This window comes from Aquimarina sp. RZ0 (assembly GCF_008370685.1).
In the GTDB taxonomy this organism is placed as follows: domain Bacteria; phylum Bacteroidota; class Bacteroidia; order Flavobacteriales; family Flavobacteriaceae; genus Aquimarina.
The window spans coordinates 1-22,667 of record NZ_VTZU01000006.1; the positions used below are offsets into that span (position 1 = coordinate 1).

General features: G+C 32.8%; 21 protein-coding genes, 1 tRNA gene and 1 pseudogene. 11 read left to right on the forward strand and 12 right to left on the reverse strand.

Annotation, left to right across the window (positions count from 1 at the left end; translation table 11 throughout):
- Positions 1-172: pseudogene (locus tag F0000_RS28195) on the forward strand (IS630 family transposase); the annotation flags it as partial.
- A gap of 147 nt (positions 173-319) precedes the next feature.
- Positions 320-508, forward strand: coding sequence for a hypothetical protein (locus tag F0000_RS03640; protein ID WP_149623346.1), 189 nt, complete (start codon positions 320-322; stop codon positions 506-508).
- Between the two features lie 105 nt (positions 509-613).
- On the opposite strand, the gene F0000_RS03645 is transcribed toward F0000_RS03640, so the two are convergent.
- Together F0000_RS03645 and F0000_RS03650 are read right to left on the reverse strand one after the other, a co-directional pair.
- A tRNA-Ala gene (locus F0000_RS03645) sits at positions 614-687 on the reverse strand.
- 9 nt (positions 688-696) lie between these two features.
- On the reverse strand, positions 697-1,497 hold the full coding sequence (locus F0000_RS03650; RefSeq protein WP_149623347.1) for a universal stress protein: 801 nt from the start codon (positions 1,495-1,497) through the stop codon (positions 697-699).
- 191 nt (positions 1,498-1,688) lie between these two features.
- On the opposite strand from F0000_RS03650, the gene F0000_RS03655 reads away from it, so the two are divergent.
- The 7 genes from F0000_RS03655 to F0000_RS03685 all read left to right on the forward strand — a co-directional run bounded on the left by F0000_RS03655 (position 1,689) and on the right by F0000_RS03685 (position 9,827).
- Positions 1,689-2,189 carry a GNAT family N-acetyltransferase gene (locus F0000_RS03655; RefSeq protein ID WP_149623348.1) on the forward strand — a complete coding sequence of 167 codons (501 nt, stop codon included), beginning with the start codon at positions 1,689-1,691 and terminating at the stop codon, positions 2,187-2,189.
- Positions 2,183-3,514, forward strand: coding sequence for an MATE family efflux transporter (locus tag F0000_RS03660; RefSeq protein WP_149623349.1), 1,332 nt, complete (start codon positions 2,183-2,185; stop codon positions 3,512-3,514). Before F0000_RS03655 ends, F0000_RS03660 begins: the two co-directional genes overlap by 7 nt.
- A 203-nt stretch (positions 3,515-3,717) precedes the next feature.
- Entirely contained in the window at positions 3,718-4,485 is a 768-nt protein-coding gene (locus tag F0000_RS03665) for an enoyl-CoA hydratase/isomerase family protein (protein WP_149623350.1), read from the forward strand.
- Positions 4,486-4,627: 142 nt separating this feature from the next.
- Positions 4,628-5,080 carry a 6-carboxytetrahydropterin synthase gene (locus F0000_RS03670; RefSeq protein ID WP_149623351.1) on the forward strand — a complete coding sequence of 151 codons (453 nt, stop codon included), beginning with the start codon at positions 4,628-4,630 and terminating at the stop codon, positions 5,078-5,080.
- Between the two features lie 317 nt (positions 5,081-5,397).
- A complete protein-coding gene (locus F0000_RS03675; RefSeq protein ID WP_149623352.1) occupies positions 5,398-8,307 on the forward strand; it encodes a two-component regulator propeller domain-containing protein in 2,910 nt (969 codons plus the stop codon).
- 73 nt (positions 8,308-8,380) lie between these two features.
- Positions 8,381-8,989 (forward strand): response regulator transcription factor, encoded by a 609-nt coding sequence (locus F0000_RS03680; protein ID WP_223148867.1) that lies wholly within the window; start codon positions 8,381-8,383, stop codon positions 8,987-8,989.
- Positions 8,990-9,071: 82 nt separating this feature from the next.
- Entirely contained in the window at positions 9,072-9,827 is a 756-nt protein-coding gene (locus F0000_RS03685; protein WP_149623462.1) for a UDP-2,3-diacylglucosamine diphosphatase, read from the forward strand.
- 96 nt (positions 9,828-9,923) lie between these two features.
- Here the strand turns inward: F0000_RS03685 and F0000_RS03690 are convergent, their stop codons facing one another.
- The 4 genes from F0000_RS03690 to F0000_RS03705 all read right to left on the reverse strand — a co-directional run bounded on the left by F0000_RS03690 (position 9,924) and on the right by F0000_RS03705 (position 14,163).
- A complete protein-coding gene (locus F0000_RS03690; RefSeq protein ID WP_149623354.1) occupies positions 9,924-11,054 on the reverse strand; it encodes a T9SS type A sorting domain-containing protein in 1,131 nt (376 codons plus the stop codon).
- Positions 11,055-11,544: 490 nt separating this feature from the next.
- The gene (locus F0000_RS03695) at positions 11,545-11,766 is read right to left on the reverse strand and encodes a T9SS type A sorting domain-containing protein (RefSeq protein ID WP_149623355.1); all 222 of its coding nucleotides are present in this window, start codon (positions 11,764-11,766) and stop codon (positions 11,545-11,547) included.
- A gap of 22 nt (positions 11,767-11,788) precedes the next feature.
- Positions 11,789-12,664 carry a hypothetical protein gene (locus F0000_RS03700; RefSeq protein WP_149623356.1) on the reverse strand — a complete coding sequence of 292 codons (876 nt, stop codon included), beginning with the start codon at positions 12,662-12,664 and terminating at the stop codon, positions 11,789-11,791.
- Positions 12,665-13,191: 527 nt separating this feature from the next.
- Positions 13,192-14,163 (reverse strand): ABC transporter ATP-binding protein, encoded by a 972-nt coding sequence (locus F0000_RS03705; RefSeq protein ID WP_149623357.1) that lies wholly within the window; start codon positions 14,161-14,163, stop codon positions 13,192-13,194.
- Positions 14,164-14,333: 170 nt separating this feature from the next.
- Here F0000_RS03705 and F0000_RS03710 point away from each other — a divergent pair, with 170 nt between their 5' ends.
- Positions 14,334-14,912 (forward strand): hypothetical protein, encoded by a 579-nt coding sequence (locus F0000_RS03710; RefSeq protein ID WP_149623358.1) that lies wholly within the window; start codon positions 14,334-14,336, stop codon positions 14,910-14,912.
- A gap of 359 nt (positions 14,913-15,271) precedes the next feature.
- Here the strand turns inward: F0000_RS03710 and F0000_RS03715 are convergent, their stop codons facing one another.
- From F0000_RS03715 to F0000_RS03740, 6 genes are all read right to left on the reverse strand, one after another.
- Positions 15,272-17,440, reverse strand: coding sequence for a prolyl oligopeptidase family protein (locus F0000_RS03715; protein ID WP_149623359.1), 2,169 nt, complete (start codon positions 17,438-17,440; stop codon positions 15,272-15,274).
- A gap of 225 nt (positions 17,441-17,665) precedes the next feature.
- A complete protein-coding gene (locus F0000_RS03720; RefSeq protein ID WP_149623360.1) occupies positions 17,666-18,037 on the reverse strand; it encodes a DoxX family membrane protein in 372 nt (123 codons plus the stop codon).
- A 147-nt stretch (positions 18,038-18,184) separates the two neighbouring features.
- Complete coding sequence (locus tag F0000_RS03725) at positions 18,185-19,177, reverse strand: aspartate-semialdehyde dehydrogenase (protein WP_149623361.1); 993 nt, start codon at positions 19,175-19,177, stop codon at positions 18,185-18,187.
- A gap of 232 nt (positions 19,178-19,409) precedes the next feature.
- Positions 19,410-19,829, reverse strand: a complete 420-nt coding sequence (mscL, locus tag F0000_RS03730) for a large conductance mechanosensitive channel protein MscL (protein WP_149623362.1) — start codon at positions 19,827-19,829, stop codon at positions 19,410-19,412.
- 102 nt (positions 19,830-19,931) lie between these two features.
- On the reverse strand, positions 19,932-21,044 hold the full coding sequence (gene alr, locus F0000_RS03735; protein WP_149623363.1) for an alanine racemase: 1,113 nt from the start codon (positions 21,042-21,044) through the stop codon (positions 19,932-19,934).
- Complete coding sequence (locus tag F0000_RS03740; protein ID WP_149623364.1) at positions 21,037-21,684, reverse strand: thymidine kinase; 648 nt, start codon at positions 21,682-21,684, stop codon at positions 21,037-21,039. The genes alr and F0000_RS03740 overlap by 8 nt, the downstream gene beginning before the upstream one ends.
- A gap of 157 nt (positions 21,685-21,841) precedes the next feature.
- On the opposite strand from F0000_RS03740, the gene F0000_RS03745 reads away from it, so the two are divergent.
- The gene (locus F0000_RS03745; protein WP_149623365.1) at positions 21,842-22,630 is read left to right on the forward strand and encodes a hypothetical protein; all 789 of its coding nucleotides are present in this window, start codon (positions 21,842-21,844) and stop codon (positions 22,628-22,630) included.
- The last annotated feature ends 37 nt before the right edge of the window (positions 22,631-22,667 follow it).

Consider the following 22,667-nt stretch of genomic DNA (forward strand, 5'->3'; position numbering starts at 1 on the left):
GTTAAATGGACAATGTTTAAACAGAAGAATTGATAAGATCCAGACAGTAAAACAAGAAGTTGAAGCTTGGCAAGAATATAGAAATAATCTTAATGCCAAAATAAATTGGCAATTCACAACGGAAAATTGCAGAATCAAACTCAAAAAACTTTATCCGTCAATTAATAATTGACTTGACACTAGTTATAAAGAGATTTCGTGCGATTTAGAATTTCATCCAGATTCAGGTACAAAAACAGAGCCTTATGATCCAAAACGTTTCAAGAGTTTTAAAAAAGTTGAGGTCACGCAGAGTTATGACTTTTTTATAAATAACAACATGAAGAAACCTAGAGTTTGGTATTACAAGAACAAAAAAGATGAAATTGAATATTTTACTTCGTCTGGAATACATCCGGTAAACGGAGAAACCTTAAAGAAGATTACACCATATATTATAGAAACGTACGTTCCCAAACATACTTTCAAACCAAATTCTTTTATTGATAGGGATTCAGGAAATAAATAATAATCCTTGAAATACTATGTGAAAATAAAGTTTTCCATATGCAAATTGTATGCAAATAGAAAGGGCTCTAAAAGATAAAACCCTTCAAAGCCCTATTATTAATAGTGGAGAAGATGGGACTCGAACCCACGACCTCTTGACTGCCAGTCAAGCGCTCTAGCCAACTGAGCTACATCCCCATACTAATGTTATTTAATAGATCCTTTGAGGATCAATAAAGGTATTCTACTTTCAAAATCTTTTTTTAAGACCGTATTTTGCTCCCATAATTTAGCAAAAAAACCTCTCCTTCGTCTAAAAACACATAATAAATCCGGTTTATTCTCATTCAGGTGCTCTAATACTCCCTGGAACAAGGTACCATTTTCTGAGGATTTATAGGATGTAATAACCTCAGCCAACTCTTTTTGAAACTCTGCATCTTCGGGTAAAAATTCTTTTGTCTTTACCTGAAGTAATTTTATTTCAGAATCAAAAGTATTTACAATTTCTTTGATAGGATTTAGTGCATTTTTCTTTTTAATAATTCCTGATTTAATAGCCATTAATACCTTTTTTATTGATTTAAAGGTATAATTTTCAGGAACAATTAATATTGGTATTTCAGTTTTTTTCACCAAACTTCCAGAGGTCTCTCCAAGAAAATAAGGATTCTTAATATCTTCATCTTCTGGTCTCAAAATGATTAAATCAATCGAATGTTTTAGATTAAAATCAGGAATTGCTTCTAACAAGTCTCCTTCTAGAGGAAGTGCTATCAGATCAACTCCCTTTTTATCTACTGTAGCAAACACTTCTTCGATAGAAGATACAGTAATTTCTTTAAGAGTTTTATTTACAAAAGGAAGGCTTCCTGATCTGGGAAGCTCCTTAAAAACCTGAACAACATAAACGGTTCCTCCCAGTTCTTTTGCAAAGTCTATGGCATATTGTAACTGGGTACTAATCGAATTTTTAGATAACTCCAACGGAACCAATATATTCTTCATCTATACATATGATTTGTAATTCAGGTCGCAAAATTACAATTTTTAGATGTACAAAAATACTTTTTATGCCATTGAACTACTACCAAATATTAATTTTCTTTTCTTAAAGTTTCTATAAAAAAGTAACAGAATATATTTTACAATAAGATCTACTGAAGAAAGTTAGTATTTTTGGTTTTTGTAAAAAGAATATGATTCGCAAAGCAATACCTACAGACTTAGATGCTATTTATCAAATAACACAATCTTGCGCCAAGGCTATGATTGCAAAGGGGATTTATCAATGGAACGAGCACTATCCTACTAGAGCACGTTTTGAGAAAGACATAAAATTACAAGAGTTATATGTGTTGGATGAAGGACAACAGATCAAAGGGATTGTAGTCCTTACTGAAATTATGGATGATGAGTATATCCCTATCCATTGGTTCACAGAAAATAAGCACAATATATATGTCCATCGACTGGCTATTCATCCGGATTATTGGGGTCAAGGTTATGCGCAACAACTAATGAATTGGGCAGAATCCTATGCCAGAGAACAACAATATATATCCATACGATTGGATACCTTTAGCCAAAACAAGAGAAATCATACTTTTTATGAGACTCGAGGATATAAAAGACTAGGGGATATTTTTTTTCCGAAACAAAGTGAACATCCTTTTCATTGTTATGAACTAGTATTGTGAGTATTATAAGTTTTAGAAATATAAATAAGCTCGCAGTTCCTGCAATTATATCAGGTATTGCAGAACCAATTCTATCTGCTACAGATACAGCGATTGTAGGTAATATTTCTATACATGGCACAGAATCTCTTGCTGCCGTTGGTATCGTAGGAACATTTTTATCTATGTTAATCTGGATATTAGCACAAACAAGAAGTGCAATTTCTGCAATTATATCTCAATATCTCGGAGCAGGAAAGTTAGAAGAAGTAAAAACACTCCCTGCTCAGGCAATCGTTTTTAATGTAGGACTAAGCATCGTTATTCTTCTTACTACAGTTCCTTTTATTCGGGAAATTTTTATAGTATTAAAGGCAAAAGGAGTCGTATTAGACTATTGTATATCCTATTATAGCATCCGTGTTTGGGGGTTTCCGTTAACACTTTTTACATTTGCTATTTTCGGAATTTTCAGAGGATTGCAGAATACATTTTGGCCGATGGTAGTTGCCTTGATTGGTGTGGCTTCTAATATTATACTGGATATCCTATTGGTATATGGTATCGAGGGGCTCATACATCCAATGAACTTGGAGGGAGCTGCTTGGGCAAGTCTTATTTCGCAAGCATTCATGGCTGTTATTTCTTTTATTTTACTACTGAAAAAAACAACGGTATCACTACGCCTGAAAAGACCCTGGCATCCAGAGATGAATCGCTTTTTGATCATGAGTGGAAATCTCTTTATTAGATCATTAGCCTTGAATGCCACACTAATCCTAGCTGTCAGAGAAGCCACTTCTCTAGGTACTAATTATGTAGCTGCCCATACAATTGCTATGCAGTTATGGTTATTTTTTGCATTTTTTATCGATGGTTATGGTAGTGCAGGTAATATTTTGGGTGGAAAATTGTTGGGAGCAAAAGACTACAAAAATCTGGTAGTAATGGCAAAAAAAGTCAATCTCTATGGAATCATTGTTGCTTGTATCCTGGGAGGATTCTCTTTAATGTTTCCTGAACAACTAGGTCTTATTTTTACCAAAGACCCGGATGTGTTATTAATTTTTAAAAGCTTCTTTTTTCTGGTAGTTATTGTTTTACCCATAAACGCATTAGCATTTGTAGGAGACGGGATTTTCAAAGGACTTGGAGAAACTGGATTCTTAAGAAATGTACTCGTTGGATCTACACTTTTTGGTTTTATTCCTGCATTATTTCTTTCTGTAGAATATGATTTGAAAATTCATGGCATTTGGATCGCTATCACGGTATGGATGCTCATAAGAGGATTAGCTTTGGTCGCTAAGTTCAGGAATAAGTATTTTAGATTAGCAAAGACCTAAAATATAAGTTTAAGGAATATGAGTCCGATAAAAAAGTATAAACAAATTAATAAAAAGGTAAGTCTGAATTTTTCGACATATTTTTTGTACATATATTTTATAATAATAAGTGAGTTTGGTTAGTTTAGTATCAAACGACAATAAATAAATATACGTATTAAAAATACGAATTAATATTACCTATTTTTGTACAAAATATTATAATGATCACCACGCGACCAAACGGAAGTTTATATAGCAATATCGAGAATAATATTGCCACAATAGAATTTGGACATCCAGCCAGTAATTCATTCCCTTTGGCATTGTTAGATCGATTAGCCAAAACCATTGATAAAGTATCTAATGATGAATCTGTACACATCGTTATTTTAAAATCGGAAGGAGAAAAAGCATTTTGTGCCGGAGCTTCTTTTGATGAATTAAAAGCCATTACAAATCTTGAAGAAGGCAAGAAATTCTTTTCGGGATTTGCCAATGTTATCAACGCTATGCGAAGCTGCAAGCAACCAATTATCGGAAGAATACAAGGCAAAGCAGTAGGAGGTGGTGTAGGATTAGCTGCTGCCTGTGATTATTGTATGGCCACAGAAACTGCCGCTATCAAATTAAGTGAACTTACTATCGGTATAGGTCCTTTTGTTATTGAACCTGCTGTATCTAGAAAAATCGGGCTAGCCGCTTTTGAGTCTCTAGCCTGGGAAGCATCACAATGGAAAAATGCATATTGGGCAAAAGAAAAAGGCTTGTATTCCAGAGTTTTTGATACTATTACTGAATTGGATAAAGAAGTTCAGTTACTTGCAGAAAAAATTGCTAAATACAACCCTCAAGCAATAAGAAAAATGAAAGTAACAACCTGGAGAAATACAGAGCACTGGGAAGAACTTTTAGTAGAAAGAGCTACTATCTCCGGAGAATTAGTACTCTCAGAATTTACAAAAGAGGCATTAACAAAATTTGAAAAATAATTGATCGATGGATATACTTAACTTTTTGGGAGGTAATGGGCTATTTCTGATTTTAGGAATCGTGTTAGTTATCGTTTACTTTTATAATAAACGAAAGAGAAGATAATGTTTGCTAACTTTGCAGAAAATTTACGAGCACGTAATGAGTAAAATCAGAATCACCAAACAATTTTCTTTTGAGACAGGTCATGCATTATATGGGTATGATGGAAAGTGTAAAAATGTTCATGGACATAGCTATAAATTGAGTGTAACAGTTATTGGTACGCCAATTACAGATACTTCTCATGTCAAGTTGGGTATGGTCATTGATTTTGGTGATCTAAAAAAGATTGTCAAAGAAGATATTGAAGATATTTTTGACCACGCCACCGTTTTTAATAAAAATACACCACATTTAGAGTTAGCCAAAGAACTCGAGCAAAGAGGTCACAACATCATTTTAGTAGATTATCAACCTACCAGTGAAAACATGGTAATCGATTTTTCTAATAAAATAAAAGCAAGACTTCCAGAAAATATTGCATTACATTCTTTAAAACTTCAGGAAACAGAAACTTCTTTTGCAGAGTGGTATGCCAGTGATAATACATAACAAAAAAGGCTATCTTAAAAAAAATAGCCTTTTCCTAACAATAATAATAACTAGTAGTTTTACCGATCAAGTATAACCATTTGTTTTCGATTGATATCTTTTGTAACTAATTTTAAACAATCAAATATACTTTATTTATCTTACCGTCTTCCCACCCGAAACGGGTAGTTTTTTATAGATATTAATGTTTATTTTTGTAAATACACTATCTCTTATACCATTTATTGTTTGAACCTTACTGTAAAAATAAATTCAAACAATAAATAGTAGTAGTATTAATCTAATCAATATTGGTTGCTCCTATTTAATATATTGTAATGATTCGATATTGTCTAATCATATTTTTTTGTACTTCATTTTTAGTACGCGCGCAGGTAAAATTCACGCATTATACGACTGACAATGGGTTGCCCCATGATTTTACATTTCAGCTATTTCAGGATGATGATGGTTATTTATGGATTGGAACAGATGATGGTTTAGCCAAGTTTAATGGCACTAATTTTAAAGTATTTAACCGTTCTAATGGTTTCAGGTCTAATTTTATTATTGATTTAAAAAAATATAATAAAGATACTACCGCTCTCGCTGTATGGAAAGGTGGACTTCACTTTATGAAAGACGAAACTGTCTTTACTCCCAAAATAACTAAGGATAGTATTGAATCGGAAAGTACTGAAATTAAAGAGACTATAAATACACTTTACGTTTTAGATAAAGATATATATGCATCTAGTTTTAATCGTCATATCCTATATGAACGACAAAAAAACGGTTTTGAATTCAAAAAAATTGAACTAGGTGTCCATATTGATCAAAATGGTTTGGCACAATTAGAAAAACATCGCAGGGACAAAAAATCAACCTATAATGTGAGCACTACAGTAGATGATCAATTATACTTTTACAGAGGAATATATTTTAAAAAAAGTGAAAAATTACTAAAAGGAATATATAAGTATATATCAAAGCATAAAATAACATTGGTTTTCCCATTTCTGAAGAATCTCTATATTAATGATTTTGGGAAATATGATGCTATAAATTATTATGCTACTGTAAAAGATCAGTTATACATATTCAATAAAGACAGTATTATTGAAAAAAGAAAGTATCATTTTAAAGAAAACATAATTCAACGGTATACAAGAACCTCGTATTGTGATGTTTTTGTAGTTAATGATAATAAGACAGGAAAAGATCGTATTCATATATATGACAAGCATACCGATACCTGGCAAAATATTGAGGGAAGGCACAAATACGAGGTAAATATTAGTGATGTTTTTGTGGATAAAGATGAAAATATATGGATTACTTCTAAGTCTGATGGCTTGTATAAGATATCCAGAGAAAGTAGTATCATATCAGAAGTTTTGATAGATGACAATGATATCGTAGATATTGCTTTGAATAATAAGGAAAAAGAAATTTTCTTTTTAGGGCTTAGAAGTATCTATGGATATGATAAAAACAATCAAATACTAGCTTCTGAAAGATTAGGTACTATGACATTCGGTTTTGCAAAAGAAAAACTTAAAAAAAAAGAAATCCTGATTCATATAAGTACGGATGAACTTTTAGAAAATAATCTTTTAGGAAATAAAATCATAAATAAACACACAACTATAAAAGAAAAAAACAAAACGTTATTTGAATTTGATGGAAGAAATATTAGTTTCTCTAAAGCTGACGATCTTACGATAAAAATTGATATAACAAAGGAGAACAAAAATGCAAGGCTTAATAACTTAGAACTAGTCAATGATGAAATATGGTTAGCCACCAGCATAGGTATTATGACATATGATTTTAATACCGGAGAATATATAAAAACGTTATCAGGGTCAGAAAATAATTCTGAACAAACTTTACTAGATGTTCAGGAAATTAATTATTGCAAAAAAAATGGGGTTTGGGCTTTTACCAGAGATGAATTACTGCTGATAAAAGAAGGAGGAGAAATTATCTCCTTTGATGAAACCTATGGATCAGAGAACGGTAAAATAAACGATATTACAGTAGACCACAAGGGAATTTTATGGATAGCTACTCAAAAAGGTTTCTCTATCTATAAAGATACCATGTTTTACAATTTTGGAAAAAAAGAAGGGTTACAATCCTCTTATATTTCTAAAATTGTAGAAGATGATGATAAACAGATTTGGATTGCTGGTAATGTAGGGGTAGAAAGAATCGATAATACAAAATCCTTTAAACCTTTTATACCGCCAAAGATGTTTATTCTTAAAACAAAAGATAAATTTATAATTAAAGATATAATTGATTACTCTGGCAAAAGAGTTACTGTACACTATAGAACAAATAAAACAGAACCCTGGAAATCTTATGAAAACAAAGTGCTGGATATAAAAAACTACGCTTTAGGTGATTACACTGTTCAGTTTAGGTCCAGAAATCCCAATAGCAATTGGGTATATTCTAAAGAATTCCCGTTTTCTATAGAACAGCTTTGGTATAAGAAATTATGGTTTATTATCTCTATATCGATCTTATCTACAATAATTATTTCTTCGTTAGTCTTTTTTCAGCTTCGATTGGTTAAGGAACGAAATAAACTATTGCAGGATACCATTGCACAATCAATAAAACTAGAGAAAGAACTAAGTACAGTTAGAGAAAATGTCGCACAAGATTTTCATGATGAATTAGGCAATAAACTGGCGGGGATTACTGTGATGTCTGAGTTAATGATGAAAGATGAAGAGCTAAAAAACTCTAAATCCATTGCTATGATATCTCAGGTTAGAAAAGATGCTAAAGATCTTTATTTTGGGATCAAAGATTTTGTCTGGTCTATCGATGCCAAAAGTGATGATCTGGAAGAATTAATGATCTATTTGACAGATTTTGGAGAAGAACTGTTTCAGAATAAGGGTATTATTTTCAAAGCCGAAAAGCAGCTAAATAAAGAAAATATAAATCTTCCGTATTATTGGAGCAGACAATTATTATTACTCTTTAAGGAAGCCATGACCAATAGTTTAAAACATGCCGAAGCTACCGAAGTAATTTTAGAATTTTGTGTTTACAAAAACACATTGAAAATTAGCTTCTCCGACAATGGTACAGGCTTTAAAATAAAGAAACTAAAGCGAAAAAATGGTCTGACAAATATGAAGGAAAGAGCTTTAAAAATTGGAGGAAAGCTCAAAGTAGATACCAAAAAAGGGACTACTATATTGTTTACAGGTACGTTTAGATAAAATACTACCCTTTTAGGGTGAGAGAAATTTAAAAATAATTATAGATCTTTACGTTATAGAAAACACAAAAGAATTGAGGAGCGTTGTTCTTATAGAAGATTATGAGATTGTATTACAATCGTATACTCAAATCATAAATGATTCTGAGGATTTTATAGTAATTGGCGCATTTACTAATTGCGAAGATGCTCTTAAGAATATTGAGAATCTATCTCCTGATTTTGTTCTTATAGATATTACCCTTCCAGGAATTAATGGCATAGAAGGAATAAAAAGAATCAAAGCAATATTTCCTAAAATCACAATTATTGTAGTCACAGTACACGAGAATTCTAAATATGTATTTGATGCATTGTGTGCTGGAGCCGTTGGTTATCTGACCAAAAGTAGCGGACATAAAAAATTAATCCAGGCATTATATCAAGCAAAAGATGGTGGAGCTCCTATGAGTATTAATATTGCGCGAATGGTGGTTGAATCTTTTCAGGAAAAAAAATTTGACGAATTAACTGATAGAGAGAATAGAGTTTTAACCTTATTATCAGAGGGTAAAAGTTATGCAGGTATAGGAGAAGTGCTTAATGTAAGTCTTAATACCATAAAGTACCACGTGCGAAATATCTATGAAAAACTGCACGTAAGAAATAAGGAAGAGGCAATAAAATTATTAAAAAAGAAATAGCAATCGTCCATTTTATTTCTGAGGTATCCTAAGAGAAACTACTATATTTGTTCCAGAAATGGAACACATAAAAGCTCACCACATAGAATTTACAGAAGGTAAAAAGATATATTTTGCATCTGATAATCATCTCGGAGCGCCAACTCAGGAAAAGAGTTTTCCCAGAGAACAAAAATTTGTACAATGGCTGGATGAGATTAAAAAAGATGCGGCAGCTATTTTTTTATTGGGAGACCTTTTTGATTTCTGGTTCGAATATAAAACAGTAGTTCCCAGAGGGTTTACCAGAACACTGGGTAAATTGGCAGAGATCACTGATGCAGGAATACCAGTATACTATTTTGTTGGTAATCACGATCTATGGATGAATGGTTATTTTGAAGAAGAATTAAATATCCCTGTATTTCATAAACCACAAGAATTTTTATTTAATAATACTTCTTTTTTTATAGGTCATGGAGATGGATTAGGTCCTGGAGATAAAGGATATAAACGAATGAAAAAAGTCTTTACCAATCCTATTGCCAAATGGTTTTTTAGATGGCTTCATCCGGACTTAGGTGTAAAACTAGCACAATATCTCTCTGTAAAGAATAAATTGATATCTGGTGATGATGATGTTACTTTCCTTGGTGAAGAAAATGAATGGCTTGTTCAGTATTGTAAGCGAAAACTACAAACTGCTCATAGAGATCATTTTATTTTTGGGCATAGACATCTTCCTATGGAAATTGATTTGTCAGAAAATGCGAGATATACCAATCTGGGGGATTGGATCATACACTATACCTATGGGGTTTTTGATGGAAACAAGATGATGTTACAGAAATATGAATGATACTTCACTCCATAAAAAACAAAAAAGAAAGTGTCTGAAAAGTCAGACACCCTCTTTTTATACTATAAATATTTAAAAAAATATTCGAAAATGGTATTATTTTACCGATATTCTTTTCACATTACTCTTGTTATCAAGATTGATTTTTACTAAATAAAGCCCACTGGTTATAGAATTTTTTATCTGATCCAATGAAACTGGAGTGACTCCACTATCTAAGGATCCCAGATCTTTGCTTAAAACTATTTTTCCAGAGATATCCAAAATTTGTATAGTTGCAGAATTAACTTTTTTAGAACTATTTATTGTTATATTAAATTGACCTTGTGGTGCAGGATTTGGATAAATGCTAATTCCTTCTTGAATTTTTGCAGTACCTTCTATTCCTGAAGATCTGTTAGTATTTAATCCATTAATAATAAATTTCTCCCAAACTCCAATGCTATTTCTTTTGCACGTAATTCCATTAGCGCCTCCATTTTCATGACTCACATATTTACCATTACTACCTTTAATAGCATATACATTACCTCCTTGTGATACCAACGTGAATTTTTCCCATGCACCTGCTCCATTTCTATCACATTTCATAGCTTTGGTCCCATTTTCATGGCTTACATATTTACCATTGCTTCCTTTTATACTTACCATTCCATTACCAGCACTCTGAACCGTAAATTTTTCCATAGCTCCTGCACTGTTCCTATTTCCTGTCATGGATCTTCCTCCATTTTCTGAACTGATAAATTTATTAATGGATTGCCCTTTAAAAGTGACAACTCCTCCGGTGTTGTTCCCTCCATTATTACCACCATTGTTACCTCCAAATCGAACTCTGGTTTTTAACCAATTCATATCCCAACGAGGTCCCTTTTGCTGACATCCTGATGAGCCGAGATCTGTACGACCCGGGCATCCTGCTTCATCAGGAGCGTCATTTGCCGGTCCATTTCCGCATTGAATATCATTATATGGAGCATCACCATTTCTATACGCCCTGTATTGAGGATGTTTTTTTAATTCATTACATATTTCTCTTACCCCATAGGCAGTTCCATTAATAGTCACTTTTTTACTAGCAAGATTGTGATCAAATGTGGTATCACACCAACAAAAGCCATTTGCTTTATAACTGTCAGTCCAACCTGGGTGTCTAGGGTTCCATTGTGCAGATAGGCTAGTACCACAAAAAAGTGCTACCATAATCATTAAAAGTAAATTTTTCATAATTGTTTTGAGTGTTTGTTAGTTTCCCAAAACTATTCATTAGTAATTGTTTTTTGTCGTAGCTATTTATTTTATTTTGTGAGAATTCATTTTCCAGTAATTACTCCCAAAAAAACTATATTACATATATTAAATTATTAAGAGTCTTTATTTTATCATGACATGAAAGAAAAAAGAAAGAAAAAGGAAAGCATGCTTTTACAAAAAAAAATGTATTTCATCTATTTTAAAAAAGTAAATAATCTCATTTTTATAGGGAAAATTGATAAAAAATTAAGGGAATATTCTATTCTCGAAAAGTATCTATTCATTCACATAATTCATCTATAAAAATCTGATTTTTAAATATATAAAAATAATTTTCAACAAAAAAGTTTATTTGTTGAGATCGTAAGTGTTTTCAACAAAAAAAGAATAAAAGAAAAGCCATATAAAACTCAATTTACACAAAATCGAGAAATACATGGCTTTATCTATACAAATAATTAACCTACATTACCAATAATTGTTTTACTATTGAACTCTTACCAAGATTCACTTTAATAAGATACAAGCCGGTATTTGTTAAAGCACTACTATATTTTACCAAAGATATATCGGTAGCACCAATATCTAAAACTCCCAAATTTTCTGCTGCGACAATTTTTCCGGAAATATCTATGATTTCCAGGTAAGATTGTACTTTTTCTGTTAATTGGATCGTTAGATTCACATCAGAAGGGGTAGTTACTGGATTAGGATATAAAACAGCAGAAAACTACCAATTCTTCTTGATCTTGATACTGTCTGGTCTGATTTGACAATCCATTAATAATAAATTTCTCCCAAACACCAATATCATTTCTATTGCAGGTAATTCCATTAGCGCCTCCATTTTCGTGGCTCACATATTTACCATTACTACCTCTAATAGCATACACATTACCTCCTTGTGATACTAAAGTGAATTTTTCCCATATACCAACTCCATTTCTATTGCAGTTCATTGCTTTGTTTCCATTTTCGGAGCTTACATATTTACCATGGCTTCCTTTTATACTTACCGTTCCGTTACCAGCATTCTGAACAGTAAATTTTTCCCAGATTCCAGATCCATTTCTAGTTGCTGTCATGGATCTTCCTCCATTTTCTGAACTGATAAATTTATTAATGGATTGCCCTTTAAAAGTGACAACTCCTCCGGTGTTGTTCCCTCCATTATTAGCTCCAAACCGAGCTCTGTTTTTTAACCAGTTCATATCCCATCCTGGTCCTTTTTCCTGACACCCAGATGAACCAAGATCAGTACGACCCGGACATCCCGCTTCATCAGGAGCATCATTTGCAGGCCCGTTTCCACATTGAATATCATTATATGGGGCATCACCATTTCTATACCTTCTATATTGAGGATGCTTTTTTAATTCATCACATATTTCCCTTACGCCATAGGCGGTTCCATTAATGGTTACTTTTTTACTATCAAGATTATGATCGAATGTGGTATCACACCAACAAAAGCCATTTGCTTTATAACTGTCTGTCCAGCTTGGATGTTGGGGATTCCATTGTGCAGATAGATTCGTACCATAAACGAATACTATCATCATTGTTAAGAATACGTTTTTCATAATTGTTTTGAGTATTTGTTATTTTACCTTAGGAAATAACATGTGTTTTTTTAGTTAAGAGATAAAGATTTTTCTTTTTCAAAAATTCGCTTTTCTAATATTATAGTACGTATTAAATCAAAGAAACAAATCTTTATAAGAATGCAAAAGTAAATAATAGATTCTGCTAAATAAATATTGATTGACAAAGAAGTGGAATATGTTATGTTTTAAAAATCGTAAAATTTTGATAAAAAGATAATTACAATATTCTACTATTGATTTATAGTGGATTGTATATAGATTTCTCTTGCGATTTTTTATAAAAAAATGTCACCTCCTGATTTTTATTTGAATAATTTTAAATCAGAAATGATATAGGAAAGCAAAAAATTACTCGATAATCGAGATTGAAATGCTCCGAGGCTTGCCTCGAAATCAAAAATGTTTTTTTTCAATAAATACCTCGTGGGATTACCCCGTAGTTTACTTTTATACAAATAGACGTATTTCATTCAGCATACAATACATATCTGCCGTGAAATTATTTATTTTTTCCTGGAAAATATGAGTTCTTCGGATACTTGAATACCTATTTCCTTATTCTCGCTCAGATAAGAATCATGTTCTAAAAAGACAATCTTTTTATTAAAAACAGCTTCAATCAGATAATGGTTTCCCTTAAAATAAGACTTTTTAACCTTTACTTTTATCTGAGAACTAGCATGTACTTTTAACTCGTGTGGATATACAAGAATAGTATCTTCGGACTCATTATTAGGTAGAAAATCTTTTATTCTTACTTCATTTACCTCTCCAAAAAGTGATGCTATATAGTAACTAGCTGGGTTTTGATATATCTCATACGTATCTCCTTTGATCAAAATCTCACCTTGATGGATAACAATCGTTTCATCCGCAAAAGACAGGATATCTGTTTTATCGTGGGTCGCAGTAATACTTGTAATTTTATTTCTTTTAAGGTAATTAAACAAATTTCTGCGTAAAGAACTACGTCTGAAATTATCAATATTCCCAAAAGGTTCATCCAATAGTAGCAATTCTGGTCTTTTTGCCAATACTTTTGCAAGTGCCACTCTTTGTTTCTGACCTCCACTAAGATACTCTACTTTGGTATTAGCAAACTGGGTCATCTCTACAATTTCTAATAATTCACGAATCCTACCTAATTTTAATACTGGTTCAAAATTAGATAAATATTGACCTATATTTTCTGAAACGGTTCTATAAGGCTGCAATTCGAAACCCTGAGAGAGATATTTCATATTTTCTTCTCCAGGAACTAAATTATAGGCAGGACCAAGGATTTTTTGATGATCCCAAAATAGTTCTCCCTGATCTACATCTAAAAGACCATAGATAATTTTGAGCAAAGTACTCTTACCACAACCACTAGCTCCGATAAGGGCAATGTGCTGTCCTTTTTCTATAGTGAAATTTATATTTTTTAATACCGGTGTGGTGTTATAAGCAAAAGAAATATTCTGGACTGTAAGCATATCCAACAAATATAAATAACTTCAATAAAAATCTACTTCTTTTCAGAAAACAGATTTTTCAAAATTTTTGAGCATCTTAATTTCATAAATGACAGCAGTAATTGCCTGATTCATAACAATATTTTATTAAAAAAAAGGTTGTCAATAGTAACCACTAAAATCAAAAACCAATGAAAAACCATTTACTTTTTGTTGTTATCAGTTTTTTTTATGTTTCTTCTTTTGGACAATCACATATCAAGGAATTTCCTGTAGAAAAAATATTAGATGAGATACAGTTAGGATTAGTTCAGATCCAAACACAATTGACCAGCGAAAATCTACCTCCGTTAGACTCTGTAGAACTTACGCTTGAGACATATCATAAGAAATCAAAAGGAGGAAAGATTAGATTATTGATTTTTTCTATCGGAAAACTTTGGGAAAAAGAAACTTCGCAGAAGTTGAAACTAACACTTAAACCTCCAGCTCCGGCAGGAATAGGTCAGGTTTCCCGAAAAGCTTCCTTAAGTGAGGGACTTGTGGATATGGTAGTAAGTGCTGCCAGAGGAGTTCAGAAAGCTAGGAATAATAAAGATTTCCCATTAGAAACAGTAGCATTAGAAGCGCAGCTAAAATTTGTAATCGTTACTGTGACCAAAACTGGTCTTGAATGGCAAATAGTACCTGTTTCCAGTGCTATTTCTGGTAAAAGAGATGTAAAAAGAACTGCCATCCACGAGATCAAAGTAATTTTTGCTAAGAGATAAATTGAAAATATCAGCTCCTTTTAACCTGAATTGGATTATTAATGTAGAAGATCAAAACAAACTATCGATGATAGTGCTTTGACGAAGGAAAAGTGTGCAGAGAATAAGTTTTTAAACCCAAAAAACTTGTTTGTAATACAAAATTCTTATCAGAATTTCACTCAAACTGATGTGTCTGAGGGTAATTGAAGCTCAATTTTTAAACTTCAATAATTAACTTATACAAGCAATGACACGTATTACATGATCTATTTACTTATGGCACATACCAAAGTTGTGTATTTAAGTCATAACTTCATCTTTTAGTAATTTGTCTTTTACCAAAAGCTACTGGACTTAAATACACAACTAATTAAATATTATCCTTTTACCTCCTCTTGTAGCTGTTCTGGCAATACCTCGAATCCCATATTGTAAAATGTAAAGCTAAAAATGTCTGCATATTGCTCTATTGTTTTAGCTACAGGCGTTCCCGCTCCATGACCTGCATTGGTTTCTATTCTAATCAATGTAGGGTTTGCTCCAGTTTGTTTTGCTTGTAATTCTGCTGCAAACTTAAATGAATGAGCTGGCACTACACGATCATCATGATCACCTGTAGTTACAAGAGTAGCGGGATATTGTATCCCTTCTTTTACATTATGTACAGGAGAATATGTTTTTAGATATTCAAACATTTGTTGATTATCCTCTGCTGTACCATAATCGTATGCCCAGCCTGCTCCTGCAGTAAATGTATGGTAACGTAGCATATCTAATACTCCCACAGCTGGCAGGGCTACCTTCATCAAATCCGGACGTTGGGTCATTGTAGCTCCAACGAGTAACCCTCCATTAGAACCTCCTCGAATCGCAAGATAGTCACTGGATGTATATTTATTTTGTATTAGATATTCTGCCGCTGCAATAAAATCATCAAATACATTCTGTTTTTGCATTTTGGTTCCTGCATCGTGCCATTTTTTACCATATTCGCCACCACCTCTCAGGTTGGGTACTGCATAAATTCCTCCTTGCTCCATCCATACTGCATTCGCAATATTAAATGATGGAGTAAGACTAATATTAAATCCTCCATAAGCATATAATATGGTTGGGTTTTTACCTGTTAATTCCAGTCCTTTTTTATGGGTAATAATCATCGGTATTTTTGTTCCATCAGCAGAACTATAAAATACTTGATTACTCACATAGTCATCTGAATTAAAATCAATGTTAGGTTTACGGTATAATTCTGATGCACCCGAAGCAATAGTATACTTATAAATACTCCCTGGGGTTTTATAATTAGCAAATGAATAATAGAGTTCTGTTTCTTCTTTTTTGGAACCGAAACCATTGGTACTTCCTACACCAGGCAGTGCTACTTCTCTAATTAATTTGCCATCATAATCATATTGTAGTACTTTAGAAACGGCATCCACCATATATTCTGCAAAGAAGTAACCGCCTCCAGTATTTGGACTCAGTACATGCTCAGTTTCCGGAATAAAATCTTTCCAGTTTTCTGGAGTTGGATTTTTGGCATCAACAGTGACAATCTTTTGATTAGGAGCATTAAGATTCGTTACAAGATATAATGTAGACCCTACATTATCAATAATATACGTATCACTGTCAGTCGTATCTAATATAGTAACCAGTTTGCTATCAGGCACTGTGAGATCCTTAATAAACAGTTTATTCCCTGAGGTAGATATACTTGCAGAGATAATTAAATAGGTGTCATCTTCTGTTACACTGCCACCAATGTATCTGTGTTTTTCTTCTGGAATTCCACCAAAAATAAGGGCATCTTCTTTTTGAGAAGTTCCTAATTTATGATAATAAACCTTGTGTTGATCGGTTTTTGCTGAAAGCTCACTACCTTTTGGCTTATCATAACTTGAATAATAAAAACCTTCATTACCTTTCCAGGACATTCCAGAAAACTTAATATCAACTAATGTATCTTCAATAATTTCTTTTGTCTCTGCATTCTTTATAATAACCTTGCGCCAGTCACTGCCTCCTTCAGAAATCGAATATGCCAATAGTTTCCCGTTTTTAGAAAAACTTATTCCCCCAAGAGAAGTGGTACCATCTTTACTAAAAGTATTTGGATCTAAGAAGACTTCAGGTTTATCTCCTTCTTTTTTGAACCTATAGATTACATATTGATTTTGTAAACCATCATTTTTATAGAAATATGTATAGTCACCTTCTTTAAAAGGGGAACCTACCTTTTCATAATTCCATAAACCAGACAATCGTTTTTTTAACTGATCTCGATAAGGAATGCTATCCAGATATCCAAAAGTTACCTTATTTTGTGCAGTAACCCAACCTTCGGTTTCTTTGCTTCTGTCATCTTCGAGCCATCTGTATGGATCTCTTACTTCGGTTCCAAAATATGTATTAATGGTATCTACCTTTTTGGTTTCTGGATAGTTCAATGGAATAATAGTTTTAGCAGTTTCTATTTTTGTTTCGTTTTTACATCCTAGTAAAGACGTAATCAAAAATAGTGTAAAAAAGATTTTTTTCATGATGAATTAGTTTGATGTAACTCACAAATCTATTAAAAGTCCTACGGCAAAATGCTAAAGAAAGTATAAAAAAAGACTGCTCTATCAATAAAATAGCTATAAATTACACATTTACCATGATGCTTTGGGGTTTAGCAACATATTGCTATCTCATTGTCATAAGAGCAGTCAAAATATTTTATATTCGAAAAAACGAAAAAAGTCAAAATTTTATTGCAATCTATACTAAAACAGTGGCTTATATACATTCCAGTTGACGTATATCAAAAAAGAATTTACTAAGAATACAAATGCTCCTGGTCCAATATTTGCTGGATCCAGTGTGGCATGAAACAAAATTATATTTACAGAAATAGGGGCCATTAATATCAGTGCAAATGGTACGGCTTTATTGCTTACTAATAGAAGCCCGACAATCACTTCAATCAGTCCTACAGTTTTGAGAATATAACTAGTAGCCAATGCGCCAAAAAGAGTTCCAGCATCTGGATTGGCAAACTCAAAATCAGGCAAAAACCCAATAAATTTATTACTGCCAAAAATGATTAATAGTATTCCCAATAATATTCTTACTATCAAAATTATCTTAGTGCTCATTGCTTTGTCATTTTTAATTATTCTATAAAACATTAGAAGACAGAATCTTAAAAACCTTACACTCCTAAATAAAAAAACAAAACAGTCTAAAAATTATGATCCCTTGCTATTGACATAGCAAGGGATCATAAAATATTGTAAAAATTCTTACCCAATGAGCTTATTTTCAATCAGATACTCTCCTATCTGAACTGCATTGGTTGCTGCTCCTTTACGTAAATTATCTGCCACAATCCACATATTCAAAGCATTTTCTCTAGAATGATCTCTTCGAATTCTTCCGACAAAGACATCGTTTTTTCCTTCTGCATAAATTGGCATCGGATAGGTATTCGTTTCTGGGTTATCCTGTACAGTCACTCCAGAAGTTTCATTAAGAATTTTACGGATATCATTTTCATCAAAATCATTCTCAAACTCCAGATTTACACTTTCACTATGCCCTCCAACTACCGGGATTCTTATGGCCGTTGCTGTTACAGCAATGGTGCGATCATCAAGGATTTTCTGAGTTTCATTCACCAATTTCATTTCTTCCTTGGTATATCCATTTTCCTGAAATACATCACAGTGTGGTATTGCATTACGGTGGATAGGATAAGGATATGCCATTTCTCCTTTTTCTCCGGCATACTCATTCTCTAACTGCTGTACAGCTTTTACACCGGTTCCTGTTATAGATTGGTAGGTAGAGATTATAGCACGCTTAATTTTAAAAGAAGTATGCAGTGGTCCCAGCGCCATCACTAATTGTATTGTCGAACAATTGGGATTAGCGATAATCTTGTCATCTTTTGTTAGCTCTTTAGCATTAATCTCGGGTACTACTAATTTTTTTGTAGGATCCATTCTCCAGGCAGAAGAATTATCAATAACAGTAATTCCTGCCTCAGCAAATTTTGGAGCCCACTCCAGAGAAATATCACCTCCAGCAGAAAATAATGCAACATCTGGTTTCATTTCTATGGCAGTAGCCAATCCTACAACAGAAAACTCCTGATCCTTATAAGATATTTTTTTGCCTACAGATCTTTCTGAAGCTACAGGAATTAACTCTGTTACGGGAAAATTACGTTCTTCTAATACTTTTAACATTACGGTTCCTACCAATCCAGTGGCACCTACGACAGCTACTTTCATCTGCTTTATATAATTATTTATTAGCAACTTTTATATAAATACAAAAGTCGATCTTTTTTTAAAATCAAGCAAATGTGAGAATTTTTTATAATAGTTGGGTTGTTTATTTTGAAATTGTATCAATTTAAACTTTTTGTTAAATATATAACATTTAACAAAAAGAACCGCCTTACATAAGGCGGTTTAGTTAGAATATGTAGTATAGCGGTAACTATATATAATTTGACATTTTTTATTTTTTAAGTAGATCTCTGATTTCTGTCAGCAATTCTTCCTGGCTTGGACCAGCAGGTGGCGGCGGAGCAGCAGCTTCTTCTTTTTTCTTAGATTTTTCATAGGCTTTAAGCACCATAAAAATAAACAAGCCAACAATAATAAAATTAATAATTGCCTGAATTAAATTACCATATGTCATAACCGCAGCTTTTGCTTCTTTTGCAGCTGCAAGGCTTTCATAAGTACCTCCATCAAGTGCAATAAACTTTTGTGTAAAGTCTGTTCCTCCTGTAATTACTCCAATAATTGGCATAATAATATCTGCTACTGCAGAACCGACAATTTTGTTAAATGCACCACCTATAACAACAGCCGTAGCTAAGGCAATAATATCTCCTTTCAACAAGAAAGACTTAAAATCTTTAAAAAATCCCATACTTTATTAAATTTTAGATGATTAGTATTTTACTAATTTAACAAAAAAGGAGTATTTATTAACAATTTATTTGTTTTTAAGTAATTGTTTTTTCGATAAAGATCATTCATTATCGATAATCACTCGTTTTATTCGTGGTGAGATTGCTGTAAGTAATTCATAAGAAATTGTTCCCGCACTTTCGGCGATAACACTTGCTGATGAGTTATCATCAAAAAGAACAACCTCATCTCCTTCTTTGCATTCAATATCAGTGATATCTACCATGATCATATCCATACAGACATTACCTATAATATAGGCTCTTTTATTGTGAATAGTTACAAATCCCTTTTTATTGCCATATTGCCTGCTAATACCATCTGCATGACCTATAGGTACTGTAGCGGTCTTAGTAAAATGCGATGCAGTAAAAGCTCTATTATACCCTAATGTTTCTCCCGGTTCCAGTGTATGAATCTGAGAAATAATAGATTTTAAAAATGCTACCGGTTTCAACTCACTATCATATTTAGCCTCATTACCATATCCATACAAACCGATTCCTGCACGTACCATATCCAAATGAGCTTCAGGATAGTTTAATATTCCAGAAGTGTTACATTGATGTAGTATGGGTACATATCCTAACCTATCAATCATTTCTAAAGTTATTTTTTTAAAAGAATTAATCTGCCCAAGGGTAAAGTCTTTCTCGTTGTGATCTTCACTGGCAGCCAAATGAGAAAAGATAGAAGTCACTCTAATTGCATTAGTTTCTTGTATCCTATTAATAATATAGTCTATGTCATTTTCCCAAAAGCCTAATCTATTTAGCCCAGTATTAAATTTAATATGCAAAGGGTATTCTTTTTGATTTTTTTCTTCTGCTATCGTTATAAATTCTCTTAAAATCCGTGTGCTATATATACTGGGCTCCAAATGGTATTTGATCAAGGTAGAAAAATTAACAACTTGCGGATGCAATACTAGTATTGGGGTTTTTATGCCAGCTTCTCTAAGTGCAATACCTTCTGAAACATATGCTACAGCAAAATAATCTACACCGATTTTTTGAAGATGGGTTGCCATGGCTATAGCATCGCTGCCATATCCTCTGGCTTTTACTACAGCTAACAATTTAACATCTGGATGAAGCTTACTTTTTAGATATATATAATTATGAGTAAGATGAGCCAGATTGATCTCCAGGATCGTTTCTTTTGTGTCACTCATCAGACGTATCAGGTTTTTCAGATAGTTCTTCGGGATCTTGAACTTCTATTTTCTTTAGCTTTTCTTTTAATGTTGCCTTATAATAAGCTGCGCGACTTAATGGTTCGTATTCATCGGTTTCTCCTAATAATACCAAATCATCTTTTTTGGATTTCCTAAAACTATACTGTGCCAGATTTCCTGTTCTGGTGCAGACTGCATGTACCTTGGTCACATATTCTGCTGTAGCCATAAGCGCTGGCATAGGTCCAAAAGGGTTTCCCTTAAAATCCATATCCAACCCAGCAACAATGACCCTAATACCCTGGTTAGCGAGATCATTACATACACTGACAATCTCATCATCAAAAAATTGTGCTTCATCAATCCCAATAACATCACAGGTATTTGCAAGAATTCTGATATTTGCAGCTGCGGGAACAGGCGTGGAACGAATCTCATTTGCATCGTGAGAAACTACCATTTCGTCATCGTAGCGCACATCTACTGCAGGTTTAAAAATTTCTACTTTTTGTTTGGCAAATTGTGCTCGTTTCAGTCTGCGAATCAGTTCTTCCGTCTTACCAGAAAACATAGAACCACAAATAACTTCTATCCAACCAAATTGCTCTTTATGATTTACTGTATTTTCGAGAAACATTTTGTATTTTTCAGCATCAATTAAAAGAAACCCCTAGGTATTCGCATACCAAATAGATCTGAGAATATTACTAATCGTTTATTTATTTGGTATAACTCTAAAGATGAGGTAAATTTATTAAAAAACAAAAAGCACAGCCCAAAGGTATAAGAAAGTTATGAAGAAGAAAGCGGAAGCAGAACTTATTAGTATTGCACATAGGATTTTACAACTCAAAGATGGAGCCACACTTTCTAAATTACAGGAAGAGGCAAGGCAACTATATGAAAAACTGACCATTCTTAATTTTGCTGAGTCTCATTTTTCTGATCCACAACCTACTATTGGTCAAATAAGAAGTATTCTGGAAGCACCAATTGCAGCGGAAAAAAAAGTGATAAAACCAACACCAGTTGTACGCCTAGATCCTGCTCCAGAAGTTGAAAAAGAACCTGAACCATTACAAGAAACTAAAAAATCAGAATATGCTGTTTCTGAAATAGTTAAAGAACCTTCTAAACCAGAAATTATCATCGAGAAAATCAATGAGAAGGTTAGTGAAGATCTTTTTGTACCAGCAACTAAAGTTACCGAAGAAGACATTATAATTTCTGAATCTGTTTATGAAAAAAATGATAGAGAAGAAACTACCGGATCGGTTCCACAAAGTATGCCGATTCTCGATAAGATTAATACGATAGAAGAAAAACCTAAATCACTAAATGATCAGTTAAAAAAAGGAATTAATATCGGGCTTAATGATCGCCTGGCGTTTATAAAACATCTTTTTGATGGAAGTTCTACGGATTATAATCGTGTACTCTCGCAATTAAATACCCTAAATAGTAAAAGTGGAGCACGACAATTTGTGAAAAATATGGTGAAACCTGACTACAATAACTGGGAAGGCAAAGAAGAATATGAAGAACGTTTTATGCAAATTGTGAGTAGTAAGTATGAATTTTAATTCTTCGCAGAGGATTAAAATCTTCTTGGGATGCCCT

What these genes read in the sequence shown, in the direction of transcription:
- F0000_RS03670 (WP_149623351.1), top strand. Translation starts at nt 4,628, where the DNA reads ATGAGTAAAATCAGAATCACCAAACAATTTTCTTTTGAGACAGGTCAT.
- alr (WP_149623363.1), bottom strand. Translation starts at nt 21,044, where the DNA reads ATGAGTGACACAAAAGAAACGATCCTGGAGATCAATCTGGCTCATCTT.
- F0000_RS03705 (WP_149623357.1), bottom strand. Translation starts at nt 14,163, where the DNA reads ATGCTTACAGTCCAGAATATTTCTTTTGCTTATAACACCACACCGGTA.
- F0000_RS03700 (WP_149623356.1), bottom strand. Translation starts at nt 12,664, where the DNA reads ATGAAAAACGTATTCTTAACAATGATGATAGTATTCGTTTATGGTACG.
- F0000_RS03710 (WP_149623358.1), top strand. Translation starts at nt 14,334, where the DNA reads ATGAAAAACCATTTACTTTTTGTTGTTATCAGTTTTTTTTATGTTTCT.
- F0000_RS03745 (WP_149623365.1), top strand. Translation starts at nt 21,842, where the DNA reads ATGAAGAAGAAAGCGGAAGCAGAACTTATTAGTATTGCACATAGGATT.
- F0000_RS03740 (WP_149623364.1), bottom strand. Translation starts at nt 21,684, where the DNA reads ATGTTTCTCGAAAATACAGTAAATCATAAAGAGCAATTTGGTTGGATA.
- F0000_RS03720 (WP_149623360.1), bottom strand. Translation starts at nt 18,037, where the DNA reads ATGAGCACTAAGATAATTTTGATAGTAAGAATATTATTGGGAATACTA.
- F0000_RS03665 (WP_149623350.1), top strand. Translation starts at nt 3,718, where the DNA reads ATGATCACCACGCGACCAAACGGAAGTTTATATAGCAATATCGAGAAT.
- F0000_RS03715 (WP_149623359.1), bottom strand. Translation starts at nt 17,440, where the DNA reads ATGAAAAAAATCTTTTTTACACTATTTTTGATTACGTCTTTACTAGGA.
- mscL (WP_149623362.1), bottom strand. Translation starts at nt 19,829, where the DNA reads ATGGGATTTTTTAAAGATTTTAAGTCTTTCTTGTTGAAAGGAGATATT.
- F0000_RS03650 (WP_149623347.1), bottom strand. Translation starts at nt 1,497, where the DNA reads ATGAAGAATATATTGGTTCCGTTGGAGTTATCTAAAAATTCGATTAGT.
- F0000_RS03725 (WP_149623361.1), bottom strand. Translation starts at nt 19,177, where the DNA reads ATGAAAGTAGCTGTCGTAGGTGCCACTGGATTGGTAGGAACCGTAATG.
- F0000_RS03640 (WP_149623346.1), top strand. Translation starts at nt 320, where the DNA reads ATGAAGAAACCTAGAGTTTGGTATTACAAGAACAAAAAAGATGAAATT.
- F0000_RS03675 (WP_149623352.1), top strand. Translation starts at nt 5,398, where the DNA reads ATGATTCGATATTGTCTAATCATATTTTTTTGTACTTCATTTTTAGTA.
- F0000_RS03690 (WP_149623354.1), bottom strand. Translation starts at nt 11,054, where the DNA reads ATGAAAAATTTACTTTTAATGATTATGGTAGCACTTTTTTGTGGTACT.
- F0000_RS03655 (WP_149623348.1), top strand. Translation starts at nt 1,689, where the DNA reads ATGATTCGCAAAGCAATACCTACAGACTTAGATGCTATTTATCAAATA.